The organism is Streptomyces sp. NPDC005151 (genome assembly GCF_053599875.1).
Genome location: NZ_JBSFYR010000035.1, coordinates 14,238 through 38,611 on the forward strand (window position 1 = coordinate 14,238; position 24,374 = coordinate 38,611).

The 24,374-nt window shown below is 68.1% G+C and carries 22 protein-coding genes and 2 pseudogenes; 9 read left to right on the top strand and 15 right to left on the bottom strand.

Annotated features, from left to right (window positions below):
* Window positions 1-44 precede the first annotated feature (44 nt).
* Window positions 45-782 carry a hypothetical protein gene (locus ACWD6R_RS20020; protein ID WP_451819913.1) on the top strand — a complete coding sequence of 246 codons (738 nt, stop codon included), beginning with the start codon at window positions 45-47 and terminating at the stop codon, window positions 780-782.
* Between the two features lie 21 nt (window positions 783-803).
* On the opposite strand, the gene ACWD6R_RS20025 is transcribed toward ACWD6R_RS20020, so the two are convergent.
* From ACWD6R_RS20025 to ACWD6R_RS20035, 3 genes are all read right to left on the bottom strand, one after another.
* Window positions 804-1,247, bottom strand: coding sequence for a hypothetical protein (locus ACWD6R_RS20025; protein ID WP_451819914.1), 444 nt, complete (start codon window positions 1,245-1,247; stop codon window positions 804-806).
* A gap of 33 nt (window positions 1,248-1,280) precedes the next feature.
* Window positions 1,281-1,703, bottom strand: coding sequence for a hypothetical protein (locus ACWD6R_RS20030; protein ID WP_451819915.1), 423 nt, complete (start codon window positions 1,701-1,703; stop codon window positions 1,281-1,283).
* A 202-nt stretch (window positions 1,704-1,905) separates the two neighbouring features.
* Window positions 1,906-2,820 carry an AraC family transcriptional regulator gene (locus tag ACWD6R_RS20035; protein WP_451819916.1) on the bottom strand — a complete coding sequence of 305 codons (915 nt, stop codon included), beginning with the start codon at window positions 2,818-2,820 and terminating at the stop codon, window positions 1,906-1,908.
* Window positions 2,821-2,962: 142 nt separating this feature from the next.
* Between ACWD6R_RS20035 and ACWD6R_RS20040 the strand changes: the two genes are divergently transcribed.
* Window positions 2,963-3,373 carry an organic hydroperoxide resistance protein gene (locus tag ACWD6R_RS20040; protein WP_451819917.1) on the top strand — a complete coding sequence of 137 codons (411 nt, stop codon included), beginning with the start codon at window positions 2,963-2,965 and terminating at the stop codon, window positions 3,371-3,373.
* Between the two features lie 236 nt (window positions 3,374-3,609).
* On the opposite strand, the gene ACWD6R_RS20045 is transcribed toward ACWD6R_RS20040, so the two are convergent.
* From ACWD6R_RS20045 to ACWD6R_RS20070, 6 genes are all read right to left on the bottom strand, one after another.
* Window positions 3,610-4,191, bottom strand: coding sequence for a DUF6262 family protein (locus ACWD6R_RS20045; RefSeq protein WP_451819918.1), 582 nt, complete (start codon window positions 4,189-4,191; stop codon window positions 3,610-3,612).
* Window positions 4,188-6,797: a tyrosine-type recombinase/integrase gene (locus tag ACWD6R_RS20050; RefSeq protein ID WP_451819919.1), complete on the bottom strand. Its 2,610-nt coding sequence runs from the start codon at window positions 6,795-6,797 to the stop codon at window positions 4,188-4,190. Before ACWD6R_RS20050 ends, ACWD6R_RS20045 begins: the two co-directional genes overlap by 4 nt.
* Entirely contained in the window at window positions 6,794-7,978 is a 1,185-nt protein-coding gene (locus ACWD6R_RS20055) for a tyrosine-type recombinase/integrase (protein WP_451819920.1), read from the bottom strand. The genes ACWD6R_RS20050 and ACWD6R_RS20055 overlap by 4 nt, the downstream gene beginning before the upstream one ends.
* 93 nt (window positions 7,979-8,071) lie before the next feature.
* Entirely contained in the window at window positions 8,072-8,725 is a 654-nt protein-coding gene (locus tag ACWD6R_RS20060) for a hypothetical protein (RefSeq protein ID WP_451819921.1), read from the bottom strand.
* A gap of 3 nt (window positions 8,726-8,728) precedes the next feature.
* A complete protein-coding gene (locus ACWD6R_RS20065; RefSeq protein WP_451819922.1) occupies window positions 8,729-10,957 on the bottom strand; it encodes a transposase in 2,229 nt (742 codons plus the stop codon).
* Window positions 10,954-11,802 carry a TnsA-like heteromeric transposase endonuclease subunit gene (locus ACWD6R_RS20070; RefSeq protein ID WP_451819923.1) on the bottom strand — a complete coding sequence of 283 codons (849 nt, stop codon included), beginning with the start codon at window positions 11,800-11,802 and terminating at the stop codon, window positions 10,954-10,956. The genes ACWD6R_RS20065 and ACWD6R_RS20070 overlap by 4 nt, the downstream gene beginning before the upstream one ends.
* A gap of 333 nt (window positions 11,803-12,135) precedes the next feature.
* Between ACWD6R_RS20070 and ACWD6R_RS20075 the strand changes: the two are divergent.
* The 3 genes and pseudogenes from ACWD6R_RS20075 to ACWD6R_RS20085 form a co-directional block, all read left to right on the top strand.
* Window positions 12,136-12,435: pseudogene (locus tag ACWD6R_RS20075) on the top strand (NUDIX domain-containing protein); the annotation flags it as partial.
* Window positions 12,436-12,468: 33 nt separating this feature from the next.
* Window positions 12,469-13,194, top strand: a complete 726-nt coding sequence (locus tag ACWD6R_RS20080; protein WP_451819964.1) for a hypothetical protein — start codon at window positions 12,469-12,471, stop codon at window positions 13,192-13,194.
* A gap of 161 nt (window positions 13,195-13,355) precedes the next feature.
* Window positions 13,356-13,877, top strand: a complete 522-nt coding sequence (locus ACWD6R_RS20085) for a hypothetical protein (RefSeq protein ID WP_451819924.1) — start codon at window positions 13,356-13,358, stop codon at window positions 13,875-13,877.
* Between the two features lie 10 nt (window positions 13,878-13,887).
* Here the strand turns inward: ACWD6R_RS20085 and ACWD6R_RS20090 are convergent.
* The 3 genes from ACWD6R_RS20090 to ACWD6R_RS20100 form a co-directional block, all read right to left on the bottom strand.
* Window positions 13,888-14,758 (bottom strand): IS5 family transposase gene (locus tag ACWD6R_RS20090; protein ID WP_451819925.1). Its coding sequence is split into 2 segments (ribosomal slippage): window positions 13,888-14,700 and window positions 14,702-14,758, totalling 870 coding nucleotides; the frame shifts between segments, so codons are not numbered across the junction.
* A gap of 247 nt (window positions 14,759-15,005) precedes the next feature.
* On the bottom strand, window positions 15,006-15,569 hold the full coding sequence (locus ACWD6R_RS20095) for a dihydrofolate reductase family protein (protein ID WP_451819926.1): 564 nt from the start codon (window positions 15,567-15,569) through the stop codon (window positions 15,006-15,008).
* A 267-nt stretch (window positions 15,570-15,836) separates the two neighbouring features.
* The gene (locus ACWD6R_RS20100) at window positions 15,837-17,912 is read right to left on the bottom strand and encodes an AAA family ATPase (RefSeq protein ID WP_451819927.1); all 2,076 of its coding nucleotides are present in this window, start codon (window positions 17,910-17,912) and stop codon (window positions 15,837-15,839) included.
* Window positions 17,913-18,108: 196 nt separating this feature from the next.
* Here ACWD6R_RS20100 and ACWD6R_RS20105 point away from each other — a divergent pair, with 196 nt between their 5' ends.
* Window positions 18,109-18,519, top strand: coding sequence for a RidA family protein (locus ACWD6R_RS20105; RefSeq protein WP_451819928.1), 411 nt, complete (start codon window positions 18,109-18,111; stop codon window positions 18,517-18,519).
* Window positions 18,520-18,599: 80 nt separating this feature from the next.
* Here the strand turns inward: ACWD6R_RS20105 and ACWD6R_RS20110 are convergent.
* Window positions 18,600-18,866 (bottom strand): annotated as a pseudogene (locus ACWD6R_RS20110) (ATP-binding protein); the annotation flags it as partial.
* Between the two features lie 20 nt (window positions 18,867-18,886).
* Between ACWD6R_RS20110 and ACWD6R_RS20115 the strand changes: the two are divergent.
* From ACWD6R_RS20115 to ACWD6R_RS20125, 3 genes are all read left to right on the top strand, one after another.
* Window positions 18,887-19,165: an ATP-binding protein gene (locus ACWD6R_RS20115; RefSeq protein ID WP_451819965.1), complete on the top strand. Its 279-nt coding sequence runs from the start codon at window positions 18,887-18,889 to the stop codon at window positions 19,163-19,165.
* A gap of 239 nt (window positions 19,166-19,404) precedes the next feature.
* Entirely contained in the window at window positions 19,405-20,040 is a 636-nt protein-coding gene (locus tag ACWD6R_RS20120; protein WP_451819929.1) for a hypothetical protein, read from the top strand.
* 801 nt (window positions 20,041-20,841) lie between these two features.
* Window positions 20,842-21,345, top strand: a complete 504-nt coding sequence (locus ACWD6R_RS20125) for an NUDIX hydrolase (RefSeq protein ID WP_451819930.1) — start codon at window positions 20,842-20,844, stop codon at window positions 21,343-21,345.
* Between the two features lie 488 nt (window positions 21,346-21,833).
* Here the strand turns inward: ACWD6R_RS20125 and rox are convergent, their stop codons facing one another.
* Both rox and ACWD6R_RS20135 read right to left on the bottom strand, forming a co-directional pair.
* Window positions 21,834-23,261, bottom strand: a complete 1,428-nt coding sequence (gene rox, locus ACWD6R_RS20130; protein WP_451819931.1) for a rifampin monooxygenase — start codon at window positions 23,259-23,261, stop codon at window positions 21,834-21,836.
* 557 nt (window positions 23,262-23,818) lie between these two features.
* On the bottom strand, window positions 23,819-24,271 hold the full coding sequence (locus ACWD6R_RS20135; protein ID WP_451819932.1) for a pyridoxamine 5'-phosphate oxidase family protein: 453 nt from the start codon (window positions 24,269-24,271) through the stop codon (window positions 23,819-23,821).
* Window positions 24,272-24,374: the final 103 nt, after the last annotated feature.

Below are 24,374 nucleotides of genomic sequence, written 5' to 3' on the forward strand. Positions count from 1 at the left end.
GCATCCCGTGGACGGCCTGCCCGGTCGGGGTGCATGATCCGGTCATGCCGACTGAACAAGAGCTCGGGTCCATGGAGGTGCGGATCGCGGCCGCATCCACGGGAGCGTGGGTTCCCGTGCTGGAGACTCGTGGTGCGACCGGCGGGGCGAGCTGCATCCAGATCGCCCCAGCCACTGCCGTGGAGGACGATGAGATCTATCTCAGCCGGTTCACCAACGGAGAACAGGTCCAGGTCAGTCCGGACCTGCAACTGGATGCCGATCTAGATTTCATCGCTTCTGCGCGACAGGACATGCCCCGCCTGATCGCTGAGGTGAGGCGACTGCGCGCACTGCTGCGGGGGGACAGCGACCGGCGGCATGCCGCTTTCGTGGCGCTCCGCGAGCTCGGGCGAAGCCAGGACTACCGTGACCGGGCAGACGCCGGTCGTGGCCTCGCGGCCTTCGCCGACATGCAGGAGGCCATCGGGCCACTGCTGGAGCTCGTGCTCGACCCGGGCGACACCTTCGTCACCCGGGTGACTGCGGGAGCCGTGCTCCGGAGAAGGGACAGGATCGGGCTGACGATCGTCGCCTCCGCGCTGGCGGTCGCCGACTGGAGTCACAGCGAATGGATCCACACGGCGGTCCGCGATGTGTTCGGCATCTTCTCCGAAGAGCGGGACAGCGCGATGCAGCTGTGCGAGGAGATGCTGCAGGACCCCGACGACCGCGTTGCCCTGGGGGCCCGTCAGCTCCACGAAGCCTTGGCCGACATCGACCCCGTTCTTCGCCCCGCGTAGCTCCGCAGTGCGGGACAGGCTTCAGGAAGGCGCTCCAGAGCTGGGGCGAACCGGTGGCACTTCGGTCTCGTCAGCGGCGATCAGGGAGATTGCCTTGTGGACGGCGTCGAACAGCGTCCAGCCGTCGAGCTCCTCGGCGATGGGCCGTTCCGGGTTCCGGCCGCGCCGGACGGCTTCGTCGAGCACAGCCCTGACGGTGCCGGGCTCGTGAAGGTTCAGGGTTCTGCCGTCGGGGGTTCCGACGGTCCCGGACGGCTGCGGATAGCCGTCCGGGACGAGCCGTTCAGGGCCGTGTGAGAACTGGATTCGCAGGCCGCCGCGACCTTCCAGCGAGCGGATGGACAGCGTTTCGCAGCAGCCCTCGCGGGTGCCGTCAGCGAGCGCGTGGTGAGTGTGCCGCAGCGACCACAGGTAGGTCCTGTCGTCGATCGTGAGGCGGCGTGTCCTCTTTCCGCTGCGAGTCATCCGCAGATCGTAGCGGTGGCCGAGGGTCGGGCTTCAGGGTCGGCTGGGGCCGTCGTAGTAGCCCGGACACGCCAGCAGGACGGAGTTGAAGAAGTAGCCCTGTTCGTCCTCCGGGTCGTCGTCTCCCTGGAACGGGCGCCAGAAGCTGAGCAGTAGGTCCGGCGCGATGAACGACGCGGGATCGTCCTCCGCGGCGACGATCGTGGTGACCTCGGCTATGCGGCTCACGACGTCCCGGGCCGGCAGTCCGAACAGGTCGATGCCACGGAAGAGAACGACGTCGGACTGCTGGGAGGGGCGGCCGAGTTCGACAGCTTCCAGGAGGTCGCGGGTGCATTCGATGCTGATCATCAGGCCGCTTGGCCGGAAAATGTGCTGCCCCGCCCGGTCGGATGCGGAGATCGCCGCGGGCTCCCGCAGCGATTCCAACGCGTGGTTCGCGGCCTGGCGCGTCATGCCGATCTGCAGGCGGCCGACGCCTGCGGGTGTCGGCGTACAGGTCGACGTGCACAAGCGTGTACGGGGAAACGTGCACAGCTCCAACGGTCTCGCGCCGTGGGGACCGTCGGATTGCGACCGTGGTGGACAGCGAGCGGTCAGCGGCAGATCAGGCTTGCGTCCAACAGGAGGCCGTCGACGTCAAGGTGTGCTGACCGGACTACCTCCGCGACTGCTGGCGGTACCGACCGGGGGCCAAGCCGTACTCTCGTTTGAACGCTTTGGCGAAGGCGAATTCGGAGGTGTATCCGGTGCGCTGCGCTACGGTCTGTACCGGCTTGTCGCTGTCGCGCAGCAGTCGCGCCGCCAGCGTCATCCGCCACCAGGTCAGGTAGCCCAGCGGCGGTTTGCCGACCAGCGAGGTGAACCGGCGGGAGAAGGCCGCCCGCGACAGTCCGGCTTTCGCGCCCAGCGCTTCGACCGTCCACTGCCCGGCGGGTTCCTGGTGGATATGGCGCAGCGCTTCGGTGATCGCCGGATCGCGCAGCGTCGCGGCCCACCCGGTGGCCGGGCCGTCGTCGGTTTGCTCGTCGAGCCAGGCCCGCAGGATGTACAGCAGCATGATGTCCAGCAGGGCCGATACGACCGCTTCGGTTCCGTGGTCGGGGTTGGCGATCTCGTCGCCGAGCAGGTTGACGGCAGCATGTAGCGGCGTGCGGTGGCCGAGACGTGCCGGAAGGTGTATAACCTCGGGCAGTTCCTCGAACAGCGGATGCGGCCGGGTCTGGTCGAGCGTGTACGCGCCGCACAGCAGGACCGTCGTGGCCCCTTTGCCGTCGTCGGCACTGGGCGCTATCTCCCGCAGGGACGCCGAGTGTGCGCCGGTCAGGGACGTCGACGGACTGTCGGCCAGAGCGTGCCCGCAGCCGTGCGGAAGACACACCACATCGCCCACGCTCAGGGCGATCGCGGCGCCCGTCGGCGGGGTCAGCCAGCATGTCCCTTCCAGCACCACGTGGAAGCCGGCCCCGGAGAACGGCTCGGCCCGCACTCCCCACGGAGCGTGCTTGCGGATTTCAGTGGAATGCGGGCGCCCCATGCGCATTACGCCGATCGCATCGCTGAGTACGTCCATCGTCAGATCGTATCGCGAGGCCGCTACACGCAAGACGACCAGATATGAAACGGAGACGGTGAGTTATGGAGAGCGGCACCTGACCTCCATACGCTGAGTGCGCCAGACAGATTGACCGATCGGTCTACCAGAAGGGCACCACATGAGCCTGTACACCGCCGTCGCGACCGCGACCGGCCGCGACGGCCGCGCCGTCAGTTCGGACGGCAAGTTGGACGTCGAGCTGGCCCTCCAGAAAGAGTTGGGCGGGACCGGAGACGGTACCAACCCCGAGCAGCTCTTCGCGGCGGGCTACGCGGCCTGTTTTGCCACCTCCATGCAGCTGGTGGCGCAGAAGAAGGAGATCGACGTCTCGGGCATGTCGGTCACCGCCGAAGTCGGCCTCGTCCCCAACGGGCAGGGCGGCTTCCAGCTCGAAGTCAGCCTGCGGACGAAGCTACCGGACAGCCTGCCCCGAGAAGTCGGTCGCGCGCTCATCGAGGCCACCCACCAGGTTTGCCCGTACTCCAACGCCACGCGCGGCAACATCCCGGTCGAGCTGCTCGCCGAGTAACCGCCGCCCGCTGAACGCCATCTGGACCGCAACCGCCAGAGTGCGCGATCCAGGTGGCGTCGTCTTACCCGCCTGCCCCACGGCGCGGGGCAACGCCTATTGGTCTTGAGACCAGCTCATTTCGCACCGAGACCCCTGTGTACGTTCGGGCGTACCTGACTGTGCACGTTTGCCTGTACGCCGACAGCGGGTGGAGCGAGCTCGAAGTGCATGCGCGCATCGTGTCACGGAGCCTCCTACTCGCCCGCAGGGGCCGCGATCTGGGCTTCGAGGTCGGCGACGCGGCGGTCCTGGAACCGTAGGTTGGAGCGCGCGGCTTTCAGCCGCTCGTCGAAGGCCCGGTTGTCGGCGGTGAGCTGGCGGACGCGCTGCTTGAGGGTGGTGTTCTCGGTGGTGATCCGCTGGATGGCCTCCTGGGTCCATTCGGCCTCCAAGTCGCGGACCTGGCCGAGGAGTTCGCCGATGCGGATGCGCTGGGTGAGGATCTCGGCGTGGGCGGCCTTGAGGGCGTCCTCGGCGTTCTGGGCCCGCTCGCGCCAGGTTGCCTCGCGTGCATCGTCCTGGTCGGTGACCATCTGGGTCCGGCGTTCGCCGGCTTCGGCCATCGCGGTGGCGACCGCGACTCTGGCGTCGGGGTGGTCGTAGAGGAAGGTGCGGGAGACGTTCGCGCGGCGGGCGACGGCGGCGACGCTGACCTGGGTCCTCTCGCGGCGGAGCCGGGTGACGGCGTCGCGGACCCGCCCCAGGGCGGCGTCGGTGCTGCGGTGGCGGGCTGCTAGGGCGGCGGCTGTGCGCGGGTCGGGGACGGTGGTGGTCACGCGCATTGCTCCTGTTCGTCGGCGCTGTCGTCGGCCTGGTCCTGCTCGTCGCCGGCGGCCTGGGCGAGGTCGGCGGCGCGGAAGGCCGTGGACCACACGCGGTGGAAGTAGTCCTGGGGTTTGCGCAGGTCCAGGGCGAGGACGTCGTCGAGCAGGCCGAGGCCAGCCAGGGCGCTTTCCAGGCCGTCGATGGCGCGGGCGGTGGGTTCGAAGTAGCGGTGGAGGTAGTCGGCGGTGGCGTCGTCGGGAGCACCTTCAGCCAAAAGTCGCCACTGTTCGCGCTTGCGCCGCCAGTAGAGGAGGTCGGCGCCGGACAGGACGAACTTGTCGCAGTTGTGGCAGTCCAGGTTCCAGGGGCAGGCGCCGCCCTCGACGACGGGCTGGAAGGTGCAGAACCCGCCCTCGGCCGGGGTGCTGCGACGCGACAGGTCGATCGCCAGGGCCTGGGCCTGCGCGCGGGTGAGCGGGGCGGCGTCCCCTGCCAGGAGTTCGCCCGGTTGGGCGGTGCCGGGGCCGGCGACCCAGATATGCTGGAGCACATCCTCCAGATCAGTGCTGGTCAGATGCACGTAATGCTCGGCCATGCGGTCCGAAACCTGGCCGAGGTAACGGCGGATGTGAGTCAGTGAGGCACCGGCCCTCAGCAAATTGGTGGCCAGCGTGTGGCGAGCCTGATGAGGGACGAGCTGTCCCAGGTCGAGTTCGTTCACCCAGGCCCGGAATCCGCGGTTGAACCACGTATAGGACAGCGCAGTGGTGCCAGCGGGGTTGCGGACGTTGGTGGCGAACAGGGCAAGTCGGGCCCGCTCGCTGCTCGTCGGTCGACGGCCGTGCCGGGCGACGAAGCGGTCCAACGTCTTGCGCTGGCGCTCGGCGAGCAGGTCGTAGAGACGGTCTGGGATGCGGATCGCCACGTCGTAGTTCCCGACTTTGGTCTGGTCGTGCCAGAACATCGCCAGCCCGCCGTAGCGGCCGATGCAGTCCCAGCGCAGTTTCACGACCTCGCCGACGCGCCGACCTGTCACCACGATCGTCTCCCAGACGTCCCTCAATCCCAGGTCATCCGGGTCGTGGACCTCAGCGAGCCGGGTGAGGTTGTCCCCGTCGGCCAAGGCGCGGGCGACCTCGTCGGGAAACGGCCGGCGGGCCCGAAGGGTCTCGTTCCCGGCATAGGGCATCGCGATGATGAACTCCCGGTCCAGCGCGAGCCGTTCGGCGGTCCCGTGCTCCAGCGCGTCGCGCAGCAGCTTGCGCACCCCGTTGAAGACATCGGTGCGGGTGACCTGGGTGACCGTCGAGGGCTCCCCGGCCAGTCCTTTCATCACCAGCGACGGCAGGCTGTTCTGCTCACGGTGCCGCTGGTCGGCGATGAACCGGGTCATGTGCTCCACCCGCAGGGCGGACGGGTCGTGGCCGCCGCTGGTGGCGTCGACCTCCAGGAACGCGCTGAGCTCGGTGCAGGCCCGGCGGATGCCGTCGATCGGCGCGGCGGTGCGCGGGCGGCGCGGTGAGCTGATCAGGTCGGCGGTGTAGTCCCAGAGCAGGTCCCGAAGCCAACGTTGGGAGATGGCGGTGAGGTCGATGTGGCTGGCCCGGGACGGGAAGCGGATGCCGAAGTGGTCGGTCTCGATGAATCCGGCCTCCCGCGACTGCTGCGGGGTGAAGTAGACCAACCGCAGGTAGTGGAGCATCTTCTTCACGATCGCGGTGTGGAAGCGGGGGAAGCCATCCAGGTCCAGGTCGGTCAGTGAGCCGGCGTCGCGCTCGCGTGCGAGGTTGACGAGCTTCTGGATCCAGTCCAGCTTCCAGATGCTGTGCCGGTCTTCCTGGGTGTGGGCGAACAGGCCCCACTGGATCTCGGCCCGCAGCAGGGGCCGCAGGCCGCGCAGGTTGACCTGCTCCGGCCGCGGTGCCGGGTCAACGGCCGCGCACCAGGCACGGAACGCGTTCTGGTCCGCGTAGGAGACGCGAACCGGCCGCCCCTGCTTCTCGTAGCGCTGCCACCAGCTCGACGGGAGGGCGGCCCCTCCCGGACGGCGGTCGCGCATGTAGCGGTGCCGGTGCCAGCAGCACAGCCCCAGCGGGGACAACGCCAGCCCGGGACAGACGGTGGCCTGGCAGTTCCCGTAGCCCTCGCACGGCTCCTGATCGGCCACCCACTGGTCGAAGTCCACCGACGCGTCCCGGACGGAGACCGAGTACTTCCACATGCCGTAGTGACGGATGCACAACCGCAGCTCGGTGCGCGGCGAGGTGGGTCGGTCGGGGCAGATCAGGCAGGACCCCTCCCGGTCGTACTCGGCGCGCGGCAGCGGCTCGGCGGTGGTGAGGAACTCTGCCCGGGTCCTCCCAGACGCCCGGGCCGTTTGCCACTCCTGGAAGTGCGTCGAGCACAGGTCCAACCCGCTGTGCCGGGCCCGCTCGCACGCGTCGACCACACAGGCCCACTGGTAGACGCGGTGGCCCCGCGGGACACGGATGATGACGTCGCGGAACATCGGGTCGAAGGCCGGGGCGCCGATCAGCGCGGTGAGGATCTCCAGTCGGTCCCGGCCCTCGCGGTCGGGGCGGTCGGTGTAGAGCGGCAGCAGCGATTTCACGGTCACTTCGTCTCACCCCAGACCGTGCGGAGCGCAGCGTCGAAGGCCGGGTCGTGGACGTCGACGTGGCCGTAGACCTCGTCGACCATCGTGGCCGAGGCCCACCCTCCGGCATCGCGGGCGATCAGCAGGTTCCCGTCCGAGGCGTCGAGAACAGCCGAGGTGAACGTGTGCCGGAATGCGTGGGGTTTCACGAGCCCCAGACCTGCGCGTTTCCCGGCCCGGCCCAGCATCCGGCGGGCCCCGACAGGTGCCCACGGCTGCCCGGTCCCGGGGCCGTGTAGTTGGACCAGGAGCATGCCGTGCCCGGCGGTGCCGCGTGGATACTCGCCGCCGGTGAGGTACTCGAAGTAGGTGTGCACCATCGCAGGGCTGACCCGCTTGATCAGCCCGCCCGTCATCGTGCCGTGCTCGATGCGCCAGGGGTGCTTGGTCTTCGCCTCGGCCCGGTTCGGGTTGCCGGGGCGGTGGCAGACGTGGACGTGCGGGGTTCGGCACTCGCCGCAGGCCGCGTTCTCGCGCAGGTGCAGGTCCACCAGGTGCAGCCCGCAGAGCTCGCCGATCCGCAGCCCGCCGTCGGCCAACCAGGTCACCAGCAGCCGGTCCCGGGCCGAGTTCACCACCGCCAGGAGCTCCTCCCGTGCGCCGTCGGGGAGCATCTTCGGGTGCCGGCGGTGCGGCCCCGTCGGCGCGAGCGGATTGGTGGGCAGCGTGTTCTTCACGTGCCCCAGGAACGCTCGGCGCCTGTCCGCGCGCGTGGGAAGCCGGGAGGTGTCGAGCTTCTTGCCGAGTTCCCCGTTGATGCCGAGCGAGGACTGATGCAGGTAGAAGCCCTTCAAGCAGGCCGCCGCAGTTGACAGCGCGGAGCGGCCGTAGGGGCGCTTGCCGATCCGCCACGGCTCACCGAGCGGCATGAGGACCTCCGCGCCGACGATCCCCATGTAGCGCTCAAGGTCCCGCAGCACGACCTTGTCGAAAGCCAGGCACTCGCGCTCCAGCCACCGCAGGTGGTCCACCAGGTAGTACGCGTAGGTCTTCTGCGTCCCCGACCCGTCGTGCACGCGCAGGAACCGGTCCGCCTCCACGTGGATACTGCCCTCGGGCCACACGATCGTCCACGACCGCCGCCCGTCCTTCCGCTCGATCTGCTGGACCCTCAGGTCCCCGACCACCACTCGCCGTGCCACTTGTCCTCCGTACCGACTCCGGAACATGACAGGCGTCCCGGACACGGTCGGTAAACGAGCCCGCGACGCCCTGGTCACAGGCCCAGACGGACATCACGGGCGGCACTGCCCGCGGTCGGTAAAGTCCAGGATCAGCACGGTGGTGTTGTGGTCGTGCAAGGAGGCACGGACGCCTCGGATCAGGCCGCGGAGGGTCTTGGCATAGGGGGCGCCGTAGAAGTCAAGGATCGCCTCACAGAGCCCTTTCGGGGTGGCCTTGACCGGGGTCTGGCAGTAAGCGACGGGGACGAACAGGTCCCGGGTCCCCTCGATCGCGTTGGGGTTGAGCTGCTGGTGGAGGTCGCGCCAGAAGTCTTCGAAGGCCGCTGCTGCCTCGCATGCCGTCTCGGTCTTGCCCTGGTAGCCGCCCCCGCTGATCATCAGGCCATCGCGGGTGCCGGGGGTGAAGTTCAGAGCGTTGTTCTGGATGCGGGATCTCATCAGCGTGGTGACCCGGCGGCTCATCGGGGTCTCCTGCAGCCCGAGGTTGACGTGCGAGGCGGTGCGGTGCAGATCGTGCAGGGCCCGGCGGCGAGTCGGCAGGGCCCGGTATTGGTCCGGGCTCAGCCTGGGAGCCGGGTTGAAGGCGCTGCGGGTCGTGCGCCAGCGCTGGCATCCCTCGAAGCTGAGCCGGTCCGGTGGCGGTCCGGCCCGCAGGAACGAGACGATGCCCGCCTCGCCATCACCGCTCGTGGCGCGGTCGTCCATGGCTCACGCTCCCTCGTCCGGCGGGTCGGGCTCGGGGTGGTCAGTGTCGTCGTCGGGCAGCAGGAACAGGTTGCCGGTGCGGTAACTGGCTCCCAGCCGAGCTGGTTTGGTGGGACGTCTTGTCACCGCCTCCTCGCGGCGGTGCCGGCGCTCGGCATCAAGGCCGGAGACGGCTTGCTCGACGCGCTGCGGCATGGGGGTCACTGGTGAGACGGGGGCCCGGGCAGCGGCCCGGTCCTCGGCGGCGGCCCGGGCCTGGGTCTCGTCCCGGGCGTGTTTGATGCGTTCGGAGCGGGTGGTGGCCGTCTTCCAGCTGCTGACCGGGGCCCGGGCGGCGAGGATCTCCAGCAGCAGGGGCAGCAGTTCGGCATCCGTGCGGGGCCGCATGTCTGCCTCGCGTGCGGCGGCCAGTAGCTCGGAGACCCGTCGGTCGCCGAACGCGGGGACCGTGCCGACTGAGGGCAGTCCGGTCCAGCGCAGTTCGTGCCAGTCGTGGGTGAGGGGGTCCTGGAAGAACACGGTGCGGCGGTCGCGCGGTTCGCGGTGGACGCACCAGCGGCCCTTGAACCTCCCGCCCCGGGCCGAGCGCTCGTTCAGGTAGGGCTCAAGCGCGTCGCCGTAATACCAAAGGCCCCTGATCTTCACTCCGCGCTCCCGCAGCACAGAGATGGGATGGGACGGCAGCAGCTCGTAGTAGAGGTCCGGCTGCGGCAGCCGCAGCCCCAGACCGGTCTGCTCGAAGGATGCCGCGAACAGGGTGTTGGGGCTGTGGCTGCCGCCGACGTCCCAGGCCGGGGCGTACTCGCCAAGCTGCCTCCGCTGCCAGATCCCCACGATCCAGGTGGCGACGAGGTGTTCCATCTCCTCCAGTGTCAGCACCTCCTCGTCCTCGGGGGCGGCCCCGCGGTCGGCGACGTCGACGCCGGTGTAGCCGGGCAGGTGCTCGAACAGCAGCGTCCTGATCGCGCCGAAGGCCCGCTCGACGGCGTGCTTGTCCGGAGGCCGCAGGGCCCGGGCCGGAAGGATGTTGCAGCCCAGCTTCCGCTCGACCTCCACCAGGTGGTGGTTGCGATAGACAGACCCGTGGTCGGTGGTGACTGTCTCCGGGCTGAAGAACGGCAGCCCGGCCACCGGATGGCCGGCGAACTCGGCCACCAGCGCGGACGGCAGCCCCGGATACGGCCACTCCATCTCCGGCCCCCACTCCGGCCGCATCGGAAGTGGCAGCATCACGTCCCGCAGCAACATCGCCGCGTCCACCGCGGTGTCCGACACCAGCGTGAGCCGGAAAGCGCAGAGCGAGTGGGTGAACACATCCAGCGCGAGGGTCAGGTGGGCCCTGACCGGCTCGCCGAAGACACCTTCGCGGACCATCGCCGGCAGCACCGTGGTGTCCAGCGCGACCACCTGCCCGGGACGGTCGACCAGCACATGCCCGGACCGTACCGGCAGATCAGCCGCCCCCAGGTTGCGAGGCCGTGACCCGCTGGGGCCAAACCACTCGTGCCAGACCTGCCGCAGCGTGTTGTAAGACGGGACGTGCAGGTCGGGCCCGTAGGTCTCGCGTACGTACTGATGGACCAGGCGGGTGCGGGTGGCCATCCCGACCCGGGACCGGCCCTGCAGTTCGGCGTGGACCGCGAAGATCGCCTCCCGGATCTCCGGGCCGATACTCGGGCGGCGCCCGCCCGGCCGCAGCCACCGGTCATCGGCGCATCCGATCAGCCCGGACCGCTCACGGCCACGCTCCCAGCGGATCAGCGTGCGGTAACCGACCCGGTCCAGTCCCAGCAGCCGGGCCTCCTGCCGGTCCATCGCCGCCAGCTCGGCGACCTTGGCCCACCGCCGCTCGGTCAGCGTGGTGACGGCCGGGTCGTAACACGGCCTCGGTTCCCCCGGCCTGGGATCCTCCGGATTCCCACTACGGAACCCGGTACCCACCTCCAGCAGGTGGGCCATCCGTAGCCGGACCAACTCCAGCCTCCCCGGCGGAAGATCAGCCACGGACGCGGGCTGCCGTCCACGGTCCGGGCCATCGGCCGCTGTGCGCGAGGACGGCCGACAAGCCGGATGGTTGACGAGGAACCGGAAGGTCAGCGGCTGCCGGGCTCCCGCCGGATCGAGTACCACGACCCGCCCCAGATGGGGCTCGTGCCGTTCGACAGTCCACTCCACCCCGTCCAGGACGAGCCCGGCCCCCGGAGCGAGATCAAGCACCAGCGCAGGACTCACAGGGCCCCACCTGCCGGCTCGACCAGCGAGCGGTCATTCAGCGGGACAGAAAGATCGATACCGAGCGAACGGTGCCAGAGCTGGTGCAGCAGCTCCGCCCGAGCCAGCGCCGGAACCGTGGAAGCGGCCACGAGTTCCCCGAACGTCACCCGGGCCCGAGCCCGTTCCAAGAGATCCGCCCGCAGCCCGAGCGGATCGGGCAGCGGGCGGCGCTGGCAGGACAAAGCGTCCAGCCCGGTGAAGACGTGCGGCCTCCAGCCTGCGGCCACTACGTATTCCCAGCCGCAGGCCAGTGCCATTTCAAAGGCGGCGGCGAACGACTCGACGTCCTTCGCACGCACCCGGTCGAGCGGGCGGACATCGATCAGACACACCCCGGCCCGGGACAGCACCAGGAAGTCCGGAACATGGACACGTGGCCCGCCGCCGGTCCGGAACTGCAGCTTCAAGGGCTGCGGGACCACCTCCCGCACCTGGCCGGCGAAGTCCAGCGCGAGCAGGACCTTCGCTTCCTCCAGACTCTCGAAGCCGTGATGCCGCCCTGTGCTGACCATGTACTGAAGCCCGGGCCGGTGGCGCTGCCGCCGATGCCACGAGAACCAGCGAACCGGCCCGACCGCGGGAAGCTGAACCTGGGCAAGGTCCCGGACCGGCACGATCAGTTCGCCGCCTCCGAGGTTCAAGGTGACCGCCCAGCGACGAGTCCAGCCATCCGAGAGATCCAGATCCTGACGTCCAGAGTCAACCGACGCCCGTACGAGCAGGTCGTCCCAGCGGCAGCGGTGCGACCACACCGCCCCCGCCTCAGGGTCTGCCGCAGGCAGCAGTCCGTCCTCGTCGGCCATGCCTTCAAGCAAACGCCCGCCCACGGCGCCCGCACCGGCACGCTTCGAAATTGGTGACAACCCGACTGCGAACACGAACCTTGTGACAACTAGCCCGAGCAACTGGTGACAACTATCGCTGCGAACTCGACCGAGAGGACCAGGTCAGATGCCCCGCTCGGTGACAGTTATCGCTGCGAGTCACACCGATTTGAGCCTGAGCACGATAGGTGTCGTATTTGCACGACAACTGTCGTCATCCGCGTTCGGCCTCCTGGTGCAGGTCCTCCTGGGTCGGCCTCCACGGGCCTCCGAGAAGCGGCGTTGTCAGTGGGCTCTGCCAGGGTGTGCGTCGTGGACGAACTGGTGGAGCGTGTCGACGACCAAGATCGTGTGCTGGGGGTGGTGGTCAGCCGCCGGCAGGCCATCCGGGAGGGTTGGCTGCACCGGGTCGCCGTGACGGTGTGTCGTGATGAGCATGGGCGGATCCTCGTTCACCGGCGGTCGGAGCAGCTGTCGCGCTTCCCCGGGCTCTACGAGGTCGTGGTCGGTGGCGCCGTGGATGTCGGTGAGTCCTATGAGCAGGCCGCCGCGCGGGAGCTGGCCGAAGAGCTGGGCATTCGTGTGCTGCCGCGCTTGCTGTTCACGTTCCTTCCCGAGCGCACCGGTTCCGCGTCCGCCGCGGGCATGGACGTTCCATCGTTCAAGCCTTCTCTCGTCAAGGCGGTGTTCAGGGACGTCACCCCGCTGCACGTCTCGCGGTCGGCCGCTCGGGCTGCCGCGTCGGTGACGCGGACAGTACTGACGGACATCATTGACGGCGCGCTGCGAGCGGCGGAGGAGGAAGCCCGAAAGAAGCTGCTTCCCAAGGACCTTGTGACAGCCATAGGCCGGGACGTCGAGCTGGAGGTGGGAGACAGGTGGTACCACCACAGCCCTACGTTCAAGGGGCTGACCGGCGTCCTGTACGACGCCGAGGGTGTCGTCGTACACGCTCCCAAGCGCAGCAGGTCACGCAAGGCGAGTGCCGTGGTGGGCGCCCACAGGTTCGAGGCCGGGATCAAGAAGCTGCTGCGCAACCGGGGTACGGCAGCTGTCCCGGCGATGGTCCGCGATTTGGACGGGCTCGCGAGCGTGTTCCTGACGGACCTCGCCCGGGACGCGGCCATGGTCGTCCGGGAGGGCGGGATCAAACGGTTCGGCACGGTCACCCTGATGACGCCGGGCGAACGGGCTGACACGCGCCCGTCCGTGCCGGAGTCCGTCCTGGCCCTGTCCACCCGCACGGGAGACGGGCGGACCATCGACAGGGACGACGTCCTGGCCGCCACCATGATCCAGTTGTTCGGCGAAGTCAGGCAGCGAGCCCTCGCCGCGGCACGCGAAGCGACAGACACCGGTTCGGACGGCTGAGCGGGGACACAGGGATCGCCGCTGGACCTGGACGCCGGCATTCGCGCCATACCGAGTTGGGCGCGCGCACCGCATGCTTCAGTGAGCCGTCGCCGGGTCCACGCGCGAGGAGGCCCGGAGACGACTATGGCGTGTGTCGGAAGTGCTCTAGGTTGGCCGACGTGAGTGGGCGGGGGCGGAGTTATCGATATGTCGGACCGGACGAGCTGAAGGCAGCGGTCCGGCCGGGTGATGGCGGGCGTCGGATCGGCTCGGCGGCTGACTTCGGTGGCTGGATCGTGGAGCAATCGGCGGTGGAGCTGGCCGAACCGTTCAGCTTCGTGATCGGTGTGGATGGTGTGCTCCGGCTGGCGCCGCGGCGAAGCGAGCACGTGGCCTGTGCCGGCGGAGGCATGGTTCTGAGCGCCGGCGAGATCAGCTTCATGCGCGAGGCAGACCGGTGGACCGTGAGCGAGGTCAGTAACCAGTCCACCGGATATTGCCCGGATGTCAGCTCCTGGGCGGAGGTCGTCCGTGCCCTGGACGCCGTAGAGCTCCGGCGGCCTTCCGGCTTCACCCACGAGGTCGTATTCCGGCGATGTCCCGACTGCCAGGAGCACAACATCGTGCGCGAGGACGATTTCGTCTGCGTCTTCTGTGGCAGCGATCTGCCCGCGGCGTGGAACGTGGACCCCACCACGTGAAGGCCGAGGGTCACAGCCACTCGTTGATGGCAGCGACGAGGACGGTCGCCTCGTAGCGGACGGCGAGCTTGTCGTAGCGCGTGGCGGCTGCGCGGTGTCTCTTGAGGCGGTTAATCCCGCACTCGACCGCGTGGCGTTCGCGGTAGTCGACCGGATCGAAGTGTGGCGGCCGGCCGCCGCGGGAACCGAGCTTCTGGCGGTTACGGGCCTGGTCGGCCTTATTCGGGATGGTGCAGCGGATCCCACGGCGGCGCAGGTAGGCGCGGTTTCTGCGGGAGGCACAGGCCTTGTCCGCACGCACCCGATCGGGACGGACGCGTGGCCGGCCCGGCCCGATGCGGGGCACGCGGACCTTCTCCAGTACGGGTTCGAACTGCGGCGAGTCCCCGCGCTGTCCTGCCGTCACCACGATCGACATCGGCTTCTGACCTTGTTCAACTGCCGGGTGGAGCTCGGTGGTGAACCCGCCGCGTGACCTTCCCAGCCCGTGATCACAAGGCTCGGTGAAGATGCCGCCCGGTGGTTCCTTCTGCAGGTCGCTCTGCTTGCGAGCCCCGGCCGCGTGCTGATGGGCGCGGCAGACCGTGGAGTCGACGTTCAGGTCCCACATGATCGCACCGTGCGCGTCGGCCAGGGACTGGAGCTGGGTGAGGATCCGCTGCCAGGTGCCGTTCCGCTGCCATCGGCGGAACAGGTCGTAGATCCGGCTCCACGGCCCGTACTCGATGGGGACGTCCCGCCATGGAACACCGGTCCGGACACGGAACCGTATGCCGTCGATCAACTGCCGCCGTGGCCAGACGGGCGGCCGCCTTGGCACCCTTCGGCAGCAAAGGCTCCAGCGCCGTCCACTGCTCGTCCGTGAGATCTCCCCGACCCATGAACCGTGATCATTCACAGCCCGTTGCGAAAGTCCCGCCTGCCTCGCCGGCCCCTGGCACGCACTCTCGCCGCACCGGGCGAAAGCCCAAGTACGTCCGTACGAGAACGTCCGCCCGGCACGCCGAGAGCACGCACCAGACGCCGCAAGGCCCGCCCTCCGGGCGAACAACGGGACTTTCGCAACACGCCCTAGCACTGGTGGCCTGGGAGAGCCGCAGGCTGCAGCTGAAGAACTCAAACACGCACTCAGCGCTTGGTCTCGTACCTGGTCAGGACCACGCCGTCGGGAAACGTCCGGGTCTCCACCAGGGTCAGGTTCACCCAGTTGTCCAGGGCCGTAAAGAACGGCGTGCCGCTGCCCACCAAGACCGGTGCGGTGGCCAGCACGTACTCGTCGATCAGGCCGGCCCGCATGGCCGCTGCGGCGAGTGTGGCGCCGCCGATGTCAATGGGGCCGCCATCCTCGGCCTTGAGCCGGGTGATCTCGGTGACCGCGTCGCCGGTGACCAGGCGGGTGTTCCAGTCGACCGTGCTGGTCGTCGAGGAGAACACCACCTTCGGCATGTCCCGCCAGCGGTGGGCGAACTCGATCTCCGCCGGTGTGGCGCCAGGCTGCTGGTCGGCGGTCGGCCAGTGGGAGCTCATCGTCTCCCACAGTTTGCGCCCATACAGCGCCAGGCCCGTCGCCCCCACCCGGTCGGACCACCACTGGAACAGCTCGTCGCTCGGCACGCTCCATCCGAGGTCGTCGCCGGGCGCGGCGATGTAGCCGTCCAGGCTCAGGTTCATGCCAAAGGTCAGTTTCCGCATGGCGTCAGCCTCCCGTGAGTCGGTATTCGGCGTACAGACCAGCACGGCGCGGAAAAATCATCGGTCAGGCCACACCGAGGGCCGGTTGACCACCACGCCAAGCGGATGCTGCGTACGGAACGGAACCCCCTACGTACACCTATCGGTGAGACCGGTCGACCGGCGTGACCTTGACCTGCGGTGTTGCACTGCTGCGAGAGCGTGTCGTCAAGCATCTTGGTCCCCTTCCAGAATCGGTCTGAGCAGGCCAGGATCATCCGGTCTCGTTCAGCGGGACGACGCCCTAGCACTGGTGGCCTGGGAGAGCCGCAGGCTGAAGCTGAAGAACTCAAACACGCACTGACGCTCAAAACGCACCCGAGGTAAGGCTGACTCCCCCTCCCCTGTGTCCGCCGCGGGTTCGGGAGCATCCGCAGTTGCCCGCACTGCGCGACTAGCTATCCGATTGGCTTTCGATGCGAGTGACCTGATCAGGGCCGGGATGATCCACGCCGGGCACCATGGGGTTCTCGTAGTCGAACTCCACCTTGCCGAAGGAGTCGCTGGTGATGGGCGGGGGTCATTGTCGGCGATGATCAGTTGCAAGCGTTCGCCATATGCGTCAGCCAGCGTCCTGAAGCGGCTGTAGATCTCGGCCGCGCGTTGCCGGTCGGAGGCGTTGTTGCCGAAGGCCTTGCGCGGTGAATCGATCACGAGGAGCGATGGAACGAGGACGTCGGAGTGGTCGAGTCCGAAGGCAAGGAGCGTGAGGCTGTAGGCGAGGTTGACGGAGGTGGCGATGCCCCCGCCGGAGGCCTGCAGGGTCTCGAAGGGCCGTCCGTTGACCACCGGCAGGTAGGTGTCGCGGTCGATGACGGCCGTGTCGACCCAGGGCAGGTTCCAGCTGGTGAGCAGTCGGCTGAACTCGGTGCTGAGGTCACCGAGCAGAGTCTGGCTGGCCTTGAGCTGCTCGGACTTCTCCTTGATGTCCTTGTTGACCTGCCGGCGGTCGGCCTTGAGTGAGCGGATGTCCGCATCGATGGTGCGCACCCGTGCCCAGGATTCGCGCAGTTGGGTGATGGCATCAATGCTGGCCTTGAGCGAGGCGACGCGGGAGCTGGCCTCGGCGATGGCGTCGAAGCGCGGGGCGACCGCATCACGGGTCTGGGCGTCGAGCTCTCGGCGCAGGCTGGTGACGGCGAAGCTGAGTTGCTGCGACCGCTCCTGGACGGTCTGCAGGTGCGCCTCGTCCGACTGCTGGATGCGCTGTGCGTCCTCAAGCTGCTGCTGCAGGGCCATGCGTGTCTCTTCGATGGCAGCCGGGTCGATGTCGGCCTCGACTGGGTCGGGTTGGAGACAGACGAGGCAGTGACCGTCCTCGACGGCCCGGGCCGCCAGCGACTGCATGCACCGCGGGCAGACGACGAACTCGAAGGGGGAGAGCTGGTCGATGGCCGTGACCGACCGTGCGAGACGGGAGAGGTCGAGCTGTACCTGAGCGACGACGGCATGCCGCGCCTCCACGAGGTCGGCGGCCGCGGACACTTCTTCTTCGGTCTGCCGGGCGGCGCGGATGGCGTTCTGCAGCTCGTCACGCAGCGCGGTGTCGGCGGCGGTCTGTTCCTCAAGTTCGGTGCGGAGGCTGGCCAGGGCGGACGATGCCCGCTCCAGGGTGTCGCGCAGCTGAGTGAGTTCGGCCCGCAGTTCGTCGTCGCTGCGGGGGTCGGAGGCTGCCAGGAAGGAGCTGACGTTGTCGTGCTCGGCGGTTCTGGCCTTCAGCGTGTCCAAGAGTTGGTTCCTGGTGCGCTTGAGCTCCATGAGCGCGCTGTCGGTGAGCCCAAACATCAGGCGGAAGAGCTCTCTGCGCTTGGTCTCAAACCAGCTGTCCAGGTGACCGACGACCTGACGGTCGATCTCGCGCGCCTGGAGGTAGACGTAGGCGTACAGGTCGTTGAAGGTGAGGTTCTGCGGCCGCGCTGCTCCTTCTCGCCGTGCGGCGATCTGTTCGCGCGGGAAGCCGAGCGCGTCCAGGAGGTAGTCGGAGAGCGTGGTGACGCTTTCCGAGGCCCGCAGAGGCAGGGTGCGTTCCAGAGCGAGGGAGTGTGGATCGAGGAGATCCACGGTGTCGGCGGTGTCTCCCTCAATGGTCCGCCTGAGGACGACACGTTCGTCGCCGGCCACGACCTCGGCCTGGACCGACAGGACGTGGTCGCGGACCGCCGGGGTGAGCATGGCGCTGCCGCCGAGGGCGTGCTTGAAGAGCATCAGCAGACTGGACTTGCCAGTGCCGATGGGGCCGGTGATCACGGTGGCCGGACGGTCGAAGCGGTAGGTCTGTTCCGCCTCGGCGGTCGTGACGGTCAAAGCGACTGGCTTCGTTGATCTCTAGGAACAGCGTTTGTCGACTGGTTCCGGAGTCAGTTGGTGATCATGCGGGTCATGAATATCGAGCAGAAATGATGGCGTTGCCCTGGGGGCGGCGATAAAAGGGGAGGCGGGGGCCGCTGGGGCGCTGGCAGGATGTCCGCGCTCAGTACCCGAGGAGAAAGGCCCCACGACCGTGGCTCGTGCCATTACTTTGATCCGCTCCGCCTCCCTGTCCGACGTCGCCGAGTACGCCTACGCGGCCACGGCGCCCGCCGAGTCACGTCTGATCTTCCTCGCTGGGGCGTGTCCGCTGAACGATGACGGCTCCACGGCAGCGATCGGGGACTACGCAGGCCAGGCAACGAAAGCGATCGAGAACATGCAGGCTGCTCTTTCTGCCTCAGGTGCATCACTCCAAGACGTCATCAGCACACGGGTTCTCGTCGCGTCGGCCCGGCGGGAGGACCTGGTGGCCGCCTGGCAGGTAGTCCGCGACTCGTTCGCTGACCATGACGTCCCCAGCACCTTGATGGGCGTCACCGTGCTCGGCTATGAGGGCCAGCTCGTCGAGATCGAGGCTGTCGCCGCCATACTCGATTCTTGAGACCTCTTCGAAGGACACCGCAAACTCGGGACGGCCAGCCGTCCGTCAGGGCGGCTGGCCGTGGCAGATAGCGGCAGAGGTCAGATGGCCTTGGCGGGCTCCTCGGCTCGTGCTCGGGTGCTGGCGAGGCGGTATGAGTCGGTGCCGGTCTCGATGATCGTGCCGTTGAAGGTCAGGCGGTCGACGATGGCCGCGCAGAGGCGAGGGTCGGTGAAGGTCTTGGTCCAGCCGCCGAGGGACTCGTTGGAGGCAATGGCGACGCTGTTCTTCTCCTCGCGTTCGGTCAGAACCTGGAACAGGAGTTCAGCGCCTCGGCGGTCAAGTTCCATGTAGCCGAGCTCGTCGATCTATGCCGATATCCGCATAGATCGATGAGGTCGGCTACATCCCCTTCGAAGCCGAAGCCGCGAACCTGTTCTTCCAGCTGATCTCGAACAGATACGAACGGGCATCCGTGATCGTCACGAGCAACAAGCCCTTCGGACGCTGGGGGGAGGTCTTCGGTGACGAGACCGTGGCCGCAGCAATGATCGACCGCCTCGTCCACCACGCCGACGTCCACTCCCTGAAAGGCGACTCGTATCGCATGCGCGGACGCGGACGGCAACTCGGCCGCGTCCCCACCGCCACCACAGAAACCGACTGAACCACCATAACCACACGCCACACGGGTCACGATTCAACCGACCAAAGTGGGTCCGAGTTCAGACGCCCCCGACACCACCGAGCCGTCGGTGAGTCCTGCGGCTGCCACGAAGTGCCGAAGTGCCCCACGCAGACGTTCATCCGCTGCCGCGGTGTGGCTGGTCGACGGCAGTGTCGCGCCGGGAGTCCTACCCGCGCGCTCCACTCGGCGCTGCTTGCTCCCTCGGTAAAATGACAGGCATGCGCATGAAGATCATTTCAGTGGTAACTACTGCTGCGATAGGCCTGTTGACCACGGCGTGCGGGGGCGAGGGTTCGGGTTCCAACGATGCCGGCGCCAAGCCGGCACCGGTGGGAACCGTGCTACCGCAGAGGCTGACGAAGCCGCCTACGTTGCCGGAGGAGGAGCTCAAGCCATCCCCTGACGGCAACGCGACGTTCGGCGAGAACCTGGCGTACGAGCTGCGCCGTAAGACTCTGGACATGGCCCGGGCGGCGGGCAAGGTCACCGCCACGTGTCCCAAGGGCCTGGAGCCAAAGGGGGGTACGAAGGTGACCTGCACGACCGCCTATGAGGGCCTCAAGGTGGAGTGGGACGTGACGGTCGGCGACAAGCCCGGCTGGTCGGACAACATGGTGGAGTTCGAGGCGGTGCCGCGCCAAGGCATCCTTACCCGCGACGGCGTCGCGCGCCTGCTCTACGGCAACGGCGGCGACAGCATGGACTATGCGCTCTGCAACGACATTCCCGACGCCGTACTGGTGCCCCTGAATGCGAAGTCGAAGTACTCCTGCGAGGTCGTCTTCAAGGGCAAAGATCCGGTCGGTGCAGCCACCGCGGTGCGGGCCACCGACGCCGGACCGCGGGTCTACTGATCACGACATGCCTCGCCGTCGCCTTTCCCGGCCTCTGCGGGATATGCAGCCGGCCGTTCCGTGCCGTGGATGAGCAATCCATCTGCGACAGCTGCCCCTCCGGCTAGGAATTGTCCGGTCGATCATGTGCGGAGCCAGATGACGAGGGCTACGGCGGTGGCGGTGCCGAGGAAGATGTAGTCGCGCTTGTCGTACCGGGTTGCTACCGCTCTGAACTTTTTCAGCCGGTTGATAGCCCGTTCGACAGTGTTGCCTTTCTTGTACCGCTCTTCGTCGAGGCTGGGCGGCCGTCCGCCGCGTGAGCCTTTGCGCAGGCGGGCGGCCTGACTGTCGGTCTACTCCGGAATGGTGTGCCGGATGCCCCTTCGCCGCAGGTACTGGCGACAGGGACTGTTGCTGTACGCCTTGTCCGCGGCGAAGCTGTCCGGCTTCCTGCGGGGCCTGCCCGGCCCGAGCCGGGGGACGCGGATCTTTCTCCAGCACCACCTTGAACTGCGTGCAATCCGCCCGCTGTCCTGGCGTGACGATGAGAGACAAGGGGCGACAGCGGCCGTCCGCGCTCAGATGGAGCTTCGTGGTGAACCCGCCGCGCGAGCGGCCCAGGCCCTCACCTGGTGCGCCACCTCCACCAGCCGGCCGCGCAGGCTCTGCCACGGTGTTTCGCCCTGGTGTTCTGGTGGTGCGGCCCCCGGCAGGAACGGCCGCAACCGTTCCCACTCGGCATCACTCAGATCACCCCGCCCCATGCCGGGAACAACGAAGGAGACAAACCGTGGAAACGCCCGGCCTACGCTGTCGACCATGCCCACACACAACCAGTCGTTCAGCGTGGACCACGACGTCGAGCTGCCCGTGCCCGCACCCGGCGAGGTCTGGACCGTGGGGGCCGTCATCCTCAACCACAACGGCGAAGCCTTCGCCCAGAAGCGAAGCCCGAATCGCCGCCTCTTCCCTGATACCTGGGACATCGTGGGCGGCCATGTCGAGGCCGGAGAAACCCTCCTTGAGGCTCTCGCGCGAGAAATTGGGGAAGAGACCGGTTGGTGCCTCCGCCACGTGCGGCGATTTCTTAACACCAGCACCTGGACCGGAGACGACGGCGCTGGACTCCGTCATGAGGCCGACTATCTCGTCGAGGTCGAAGGCGACTTGGACCATCCCGCTCTGGAATGGTCCAAGCACTCCGCCTACGGATGGTTCGGCCCCGACAATCTTGACCGCCTCAAAGAGAACCGCGTGCCCGGAGAGTTCTTGGTCCACGACCTCATCGCACGAGCCGTGCACGATCGCCCGGACAAGTCCTAGCTGTTCTGTCCACGGAGGTTGGCGACAGTGATCACGGTCGGGTGATCTTGAACGAGTGAGGGCCTTCCGGGTTCGGTGTGGATTACGACATCTCCACCGAACGACAGAAGGCCCTCATGCCCCACCGTAAGGCACCCCTGACCGAGACCGGACAATCGGTGTGCAGCTTCACTGCGCCGGGCCCTCCACAACGACGCCCTGTTTCGTTGGATCGATCCTCGTGGCAGGTCCTTGACACTGCATGTGTCATCGAATGACTGGGACGACTCGCTGTTGCAGTCCCAGGAAGGCTGAACAGCACCAGATCAAGAGCGTCTTGCCGATCAGAACCAACGGGAGCTCTCCGTTCGCCTTGACCCGTCCTCCCACGTGTTCAGTTGCATCGGGACGCCTGCGCACCGAATCGTCCCAGCGGAACTGGAAACGCCCAGTTCAGAGGCACGGCGCCAGTTCATCCCCACCGGGAACGGACAGCCACGACTGCGCGCTCAGCTGACGGCAGCGCCGAACCACTTGGGCAGCCGGCTGAGCAGATCCCGCTGATCTTCACCGACCCACGCCACGTGGCCGTCCGGCCGCAGCAGTACCGCGGGCACGTCCAGTTCCTCGCTGACGTCGACGACGTGGTCGACCCGGTCTGCCCAGCCCGCCACCGACAGCCGGCCGGTCTGGTCGAGCAGCAGTCCGCGGCCGCCGTGCATCAGCTCGTAGAGGCGACCGCGCTTCAGCCCGACGTCCCGCAACCGCCGGCCGAGCAGTTCATGCCCCTCGCCGAAGTCGTAGCGGACCCCGATCGCAGTGATCTTCTCGATCAGATACCGGTTCACCTCCTCGAACTCCATCAGTTCCGACACCAGCCGCCGCACTGACCGGGGACCCGGCTCGGGGGACAGCAGCTCCATCTGCGCGCGCGTGTTGTCCAGCACGTCGGCGGCCACCGGGTGCCGTTCGGTGTGGTAGCTGTCCAGGAGCCCCTCCGGTGCCCAGCCGCCCACCTCGGCGGCCAGCTTCCAGCCGAGGTTGAACGCGTCCTGGATGCCGAGGTTGAGCCCCTGCCCGCCGGTCGGCGGGTGGATGTGCGCCGCGTCGCCGGCCAGCAGCACCCGGTCGGCGCGGTAGCGCTCGGCCTGCCGGGTGGCGTCGCCGAAGCGGGAGAGCCAGCGCGGTGAGTGCGCGCCGAAGTCGGTGCCGGCGAACACCCGCAGCCGCTGCTTGAACTCCTCAAGGGTCGGCGGGACCGTGCGGTCCTCGGCCACCCCCTCGGCGGGCACGATAATGCGGTACACCCCGTCCCCCATGGGGATGGCGCCGAACCGTAGGTGAGTCTTGCGGACTTCGGCCACCACGGCGGCCAGCGTCTCCGGCGGCACGGCCACCTCCACCTCGCCCAGCAGCGTCTCGACCCTGGCGGGCTCACCGGGGAAGCCGACGCCGAGCAGCTTGCGCACCGTGCTGCGGCCGCCGTCGCAGCCGACGAGGTAGCGCGAGCGCAGCCGCGTGCCGTCGGCCAGCTCGGCGGTCACCCCGTGTTCGTCCTGGCTCAGCCCGACCAGTTCGCAGCCGCGCCGGATCTCGGCGCCGAGCTCGGTGGCGTGCTCGGTCAGCAGGCGCTCGGTGATGCTCTGCGGGATGGCGAGGACGTACGAGTGTGCGGTGTCCAGCCGGTCAGGCCACGACTTGCCGATGCCGGCGAAGAAACCGCCGACCGCGAACTGCTCGCCGAGCGGGAGGAACCGCTCCAGCAGACCGCGCTGGTCCATCACCTCGACGCTGCGCGCGTGCAGGCCGCGCGCGCGGGACAGCCCGGTCGGCTCCGCCTCCTTCTCCAGCACGAGCGCGTGCACGCCGTGCAGCCGCAACTCGCCGGCCAGCATCAAGCCGGTCGGTCCACCGCCGACCACGATCACGTCAATCATGAAACCCCCCATTCGACAAGGTTGCATTTCGCCAGCTGCTCCGCGCAGTGCGGCGGCGCGCACACCCGCACCTGCGCGCCGAGTGCCCGCAACCGCACCGCGAGTCCCACCGGCGGTTCGACGTCCCGCGAGACCCATACGTCGCCAAAAGCACACATGCTTCGCGAATCCCTGATTTCCGCAGGTTCTGGCTTCGACCGGAGATTCTGCAGCACGACCCGGGTCTTGCCGCAAGGCCCCCGGTGCGCTATATCTTGAAAGCGGCAAGGAGTGGGAGACCTCCTTGCCTTTGCCTTTTGTCGTCCGCTGTGGACGGACAAGCTCCTCCCGAAGCGGTGACGCGCCGCGTACGGCGATGCCGGCGGTCCAGGAGGATTGCTAAAAATCCGCCGCGGCAGTGGCTTCTTCGAAACTGATCGGTTGTTGTCCGGGTGGGAGCAGCGACGGTGCCGCGGAGGAGGCCGGCCACCTGACACCCCTGCAAGGTCACGCAGCAACACCGCGTTCCGCAGGAAGAGCCAGGTCGGAGCTACGGAGTCCGCGTTCCCGTGCGGCGGTCAGCCGAGCCAGCGGCCGTCGCGCATGAGGTCTCGTCCCTGCAGCTCGTTCGCCTCCCGCCAGGCCTGGATGCGCTGCGGCCGGATCAGGAAGTACTGATAGGGCTCGTCGAGTTCGCGCGGGTCGAAACCGGTCTTGGCCGCGAACACGTCGCCCGTCTCCGGCGCGAGGGTGGCGATGTCCACCGGCTCGGCGGTGCCGTCGACGACGACGACGTCGCGCGTCGGCCCGAGGCCGAGTCGCACCCGGCCGTCCGCCAGCAGGTTGCGGCCGGTGACCGAGGCACGCGGCGTCGAGATGAGGAACGCGGTGCCATCCCAGAGGTACGAGAGCGGGATGAGGTGGACGCCCGGGGAGCCCGGCGTCGCGACCCAGAGATCGACGTCGGTCTCCAGTTTCGCGCGAGTGTCCCGCAGCCTCTCCTCGAGCCCACGCGGCGGCGTGCCTGTCATGCTTCCTCCAGTCACATCGTGGATTGCCCCTCCTCCGAGGGAGGGGCTCCGTCGGTCATCGGTCGGTCCATCGAGGCCGCGGGCTTCGCGGATGGCACGGCCT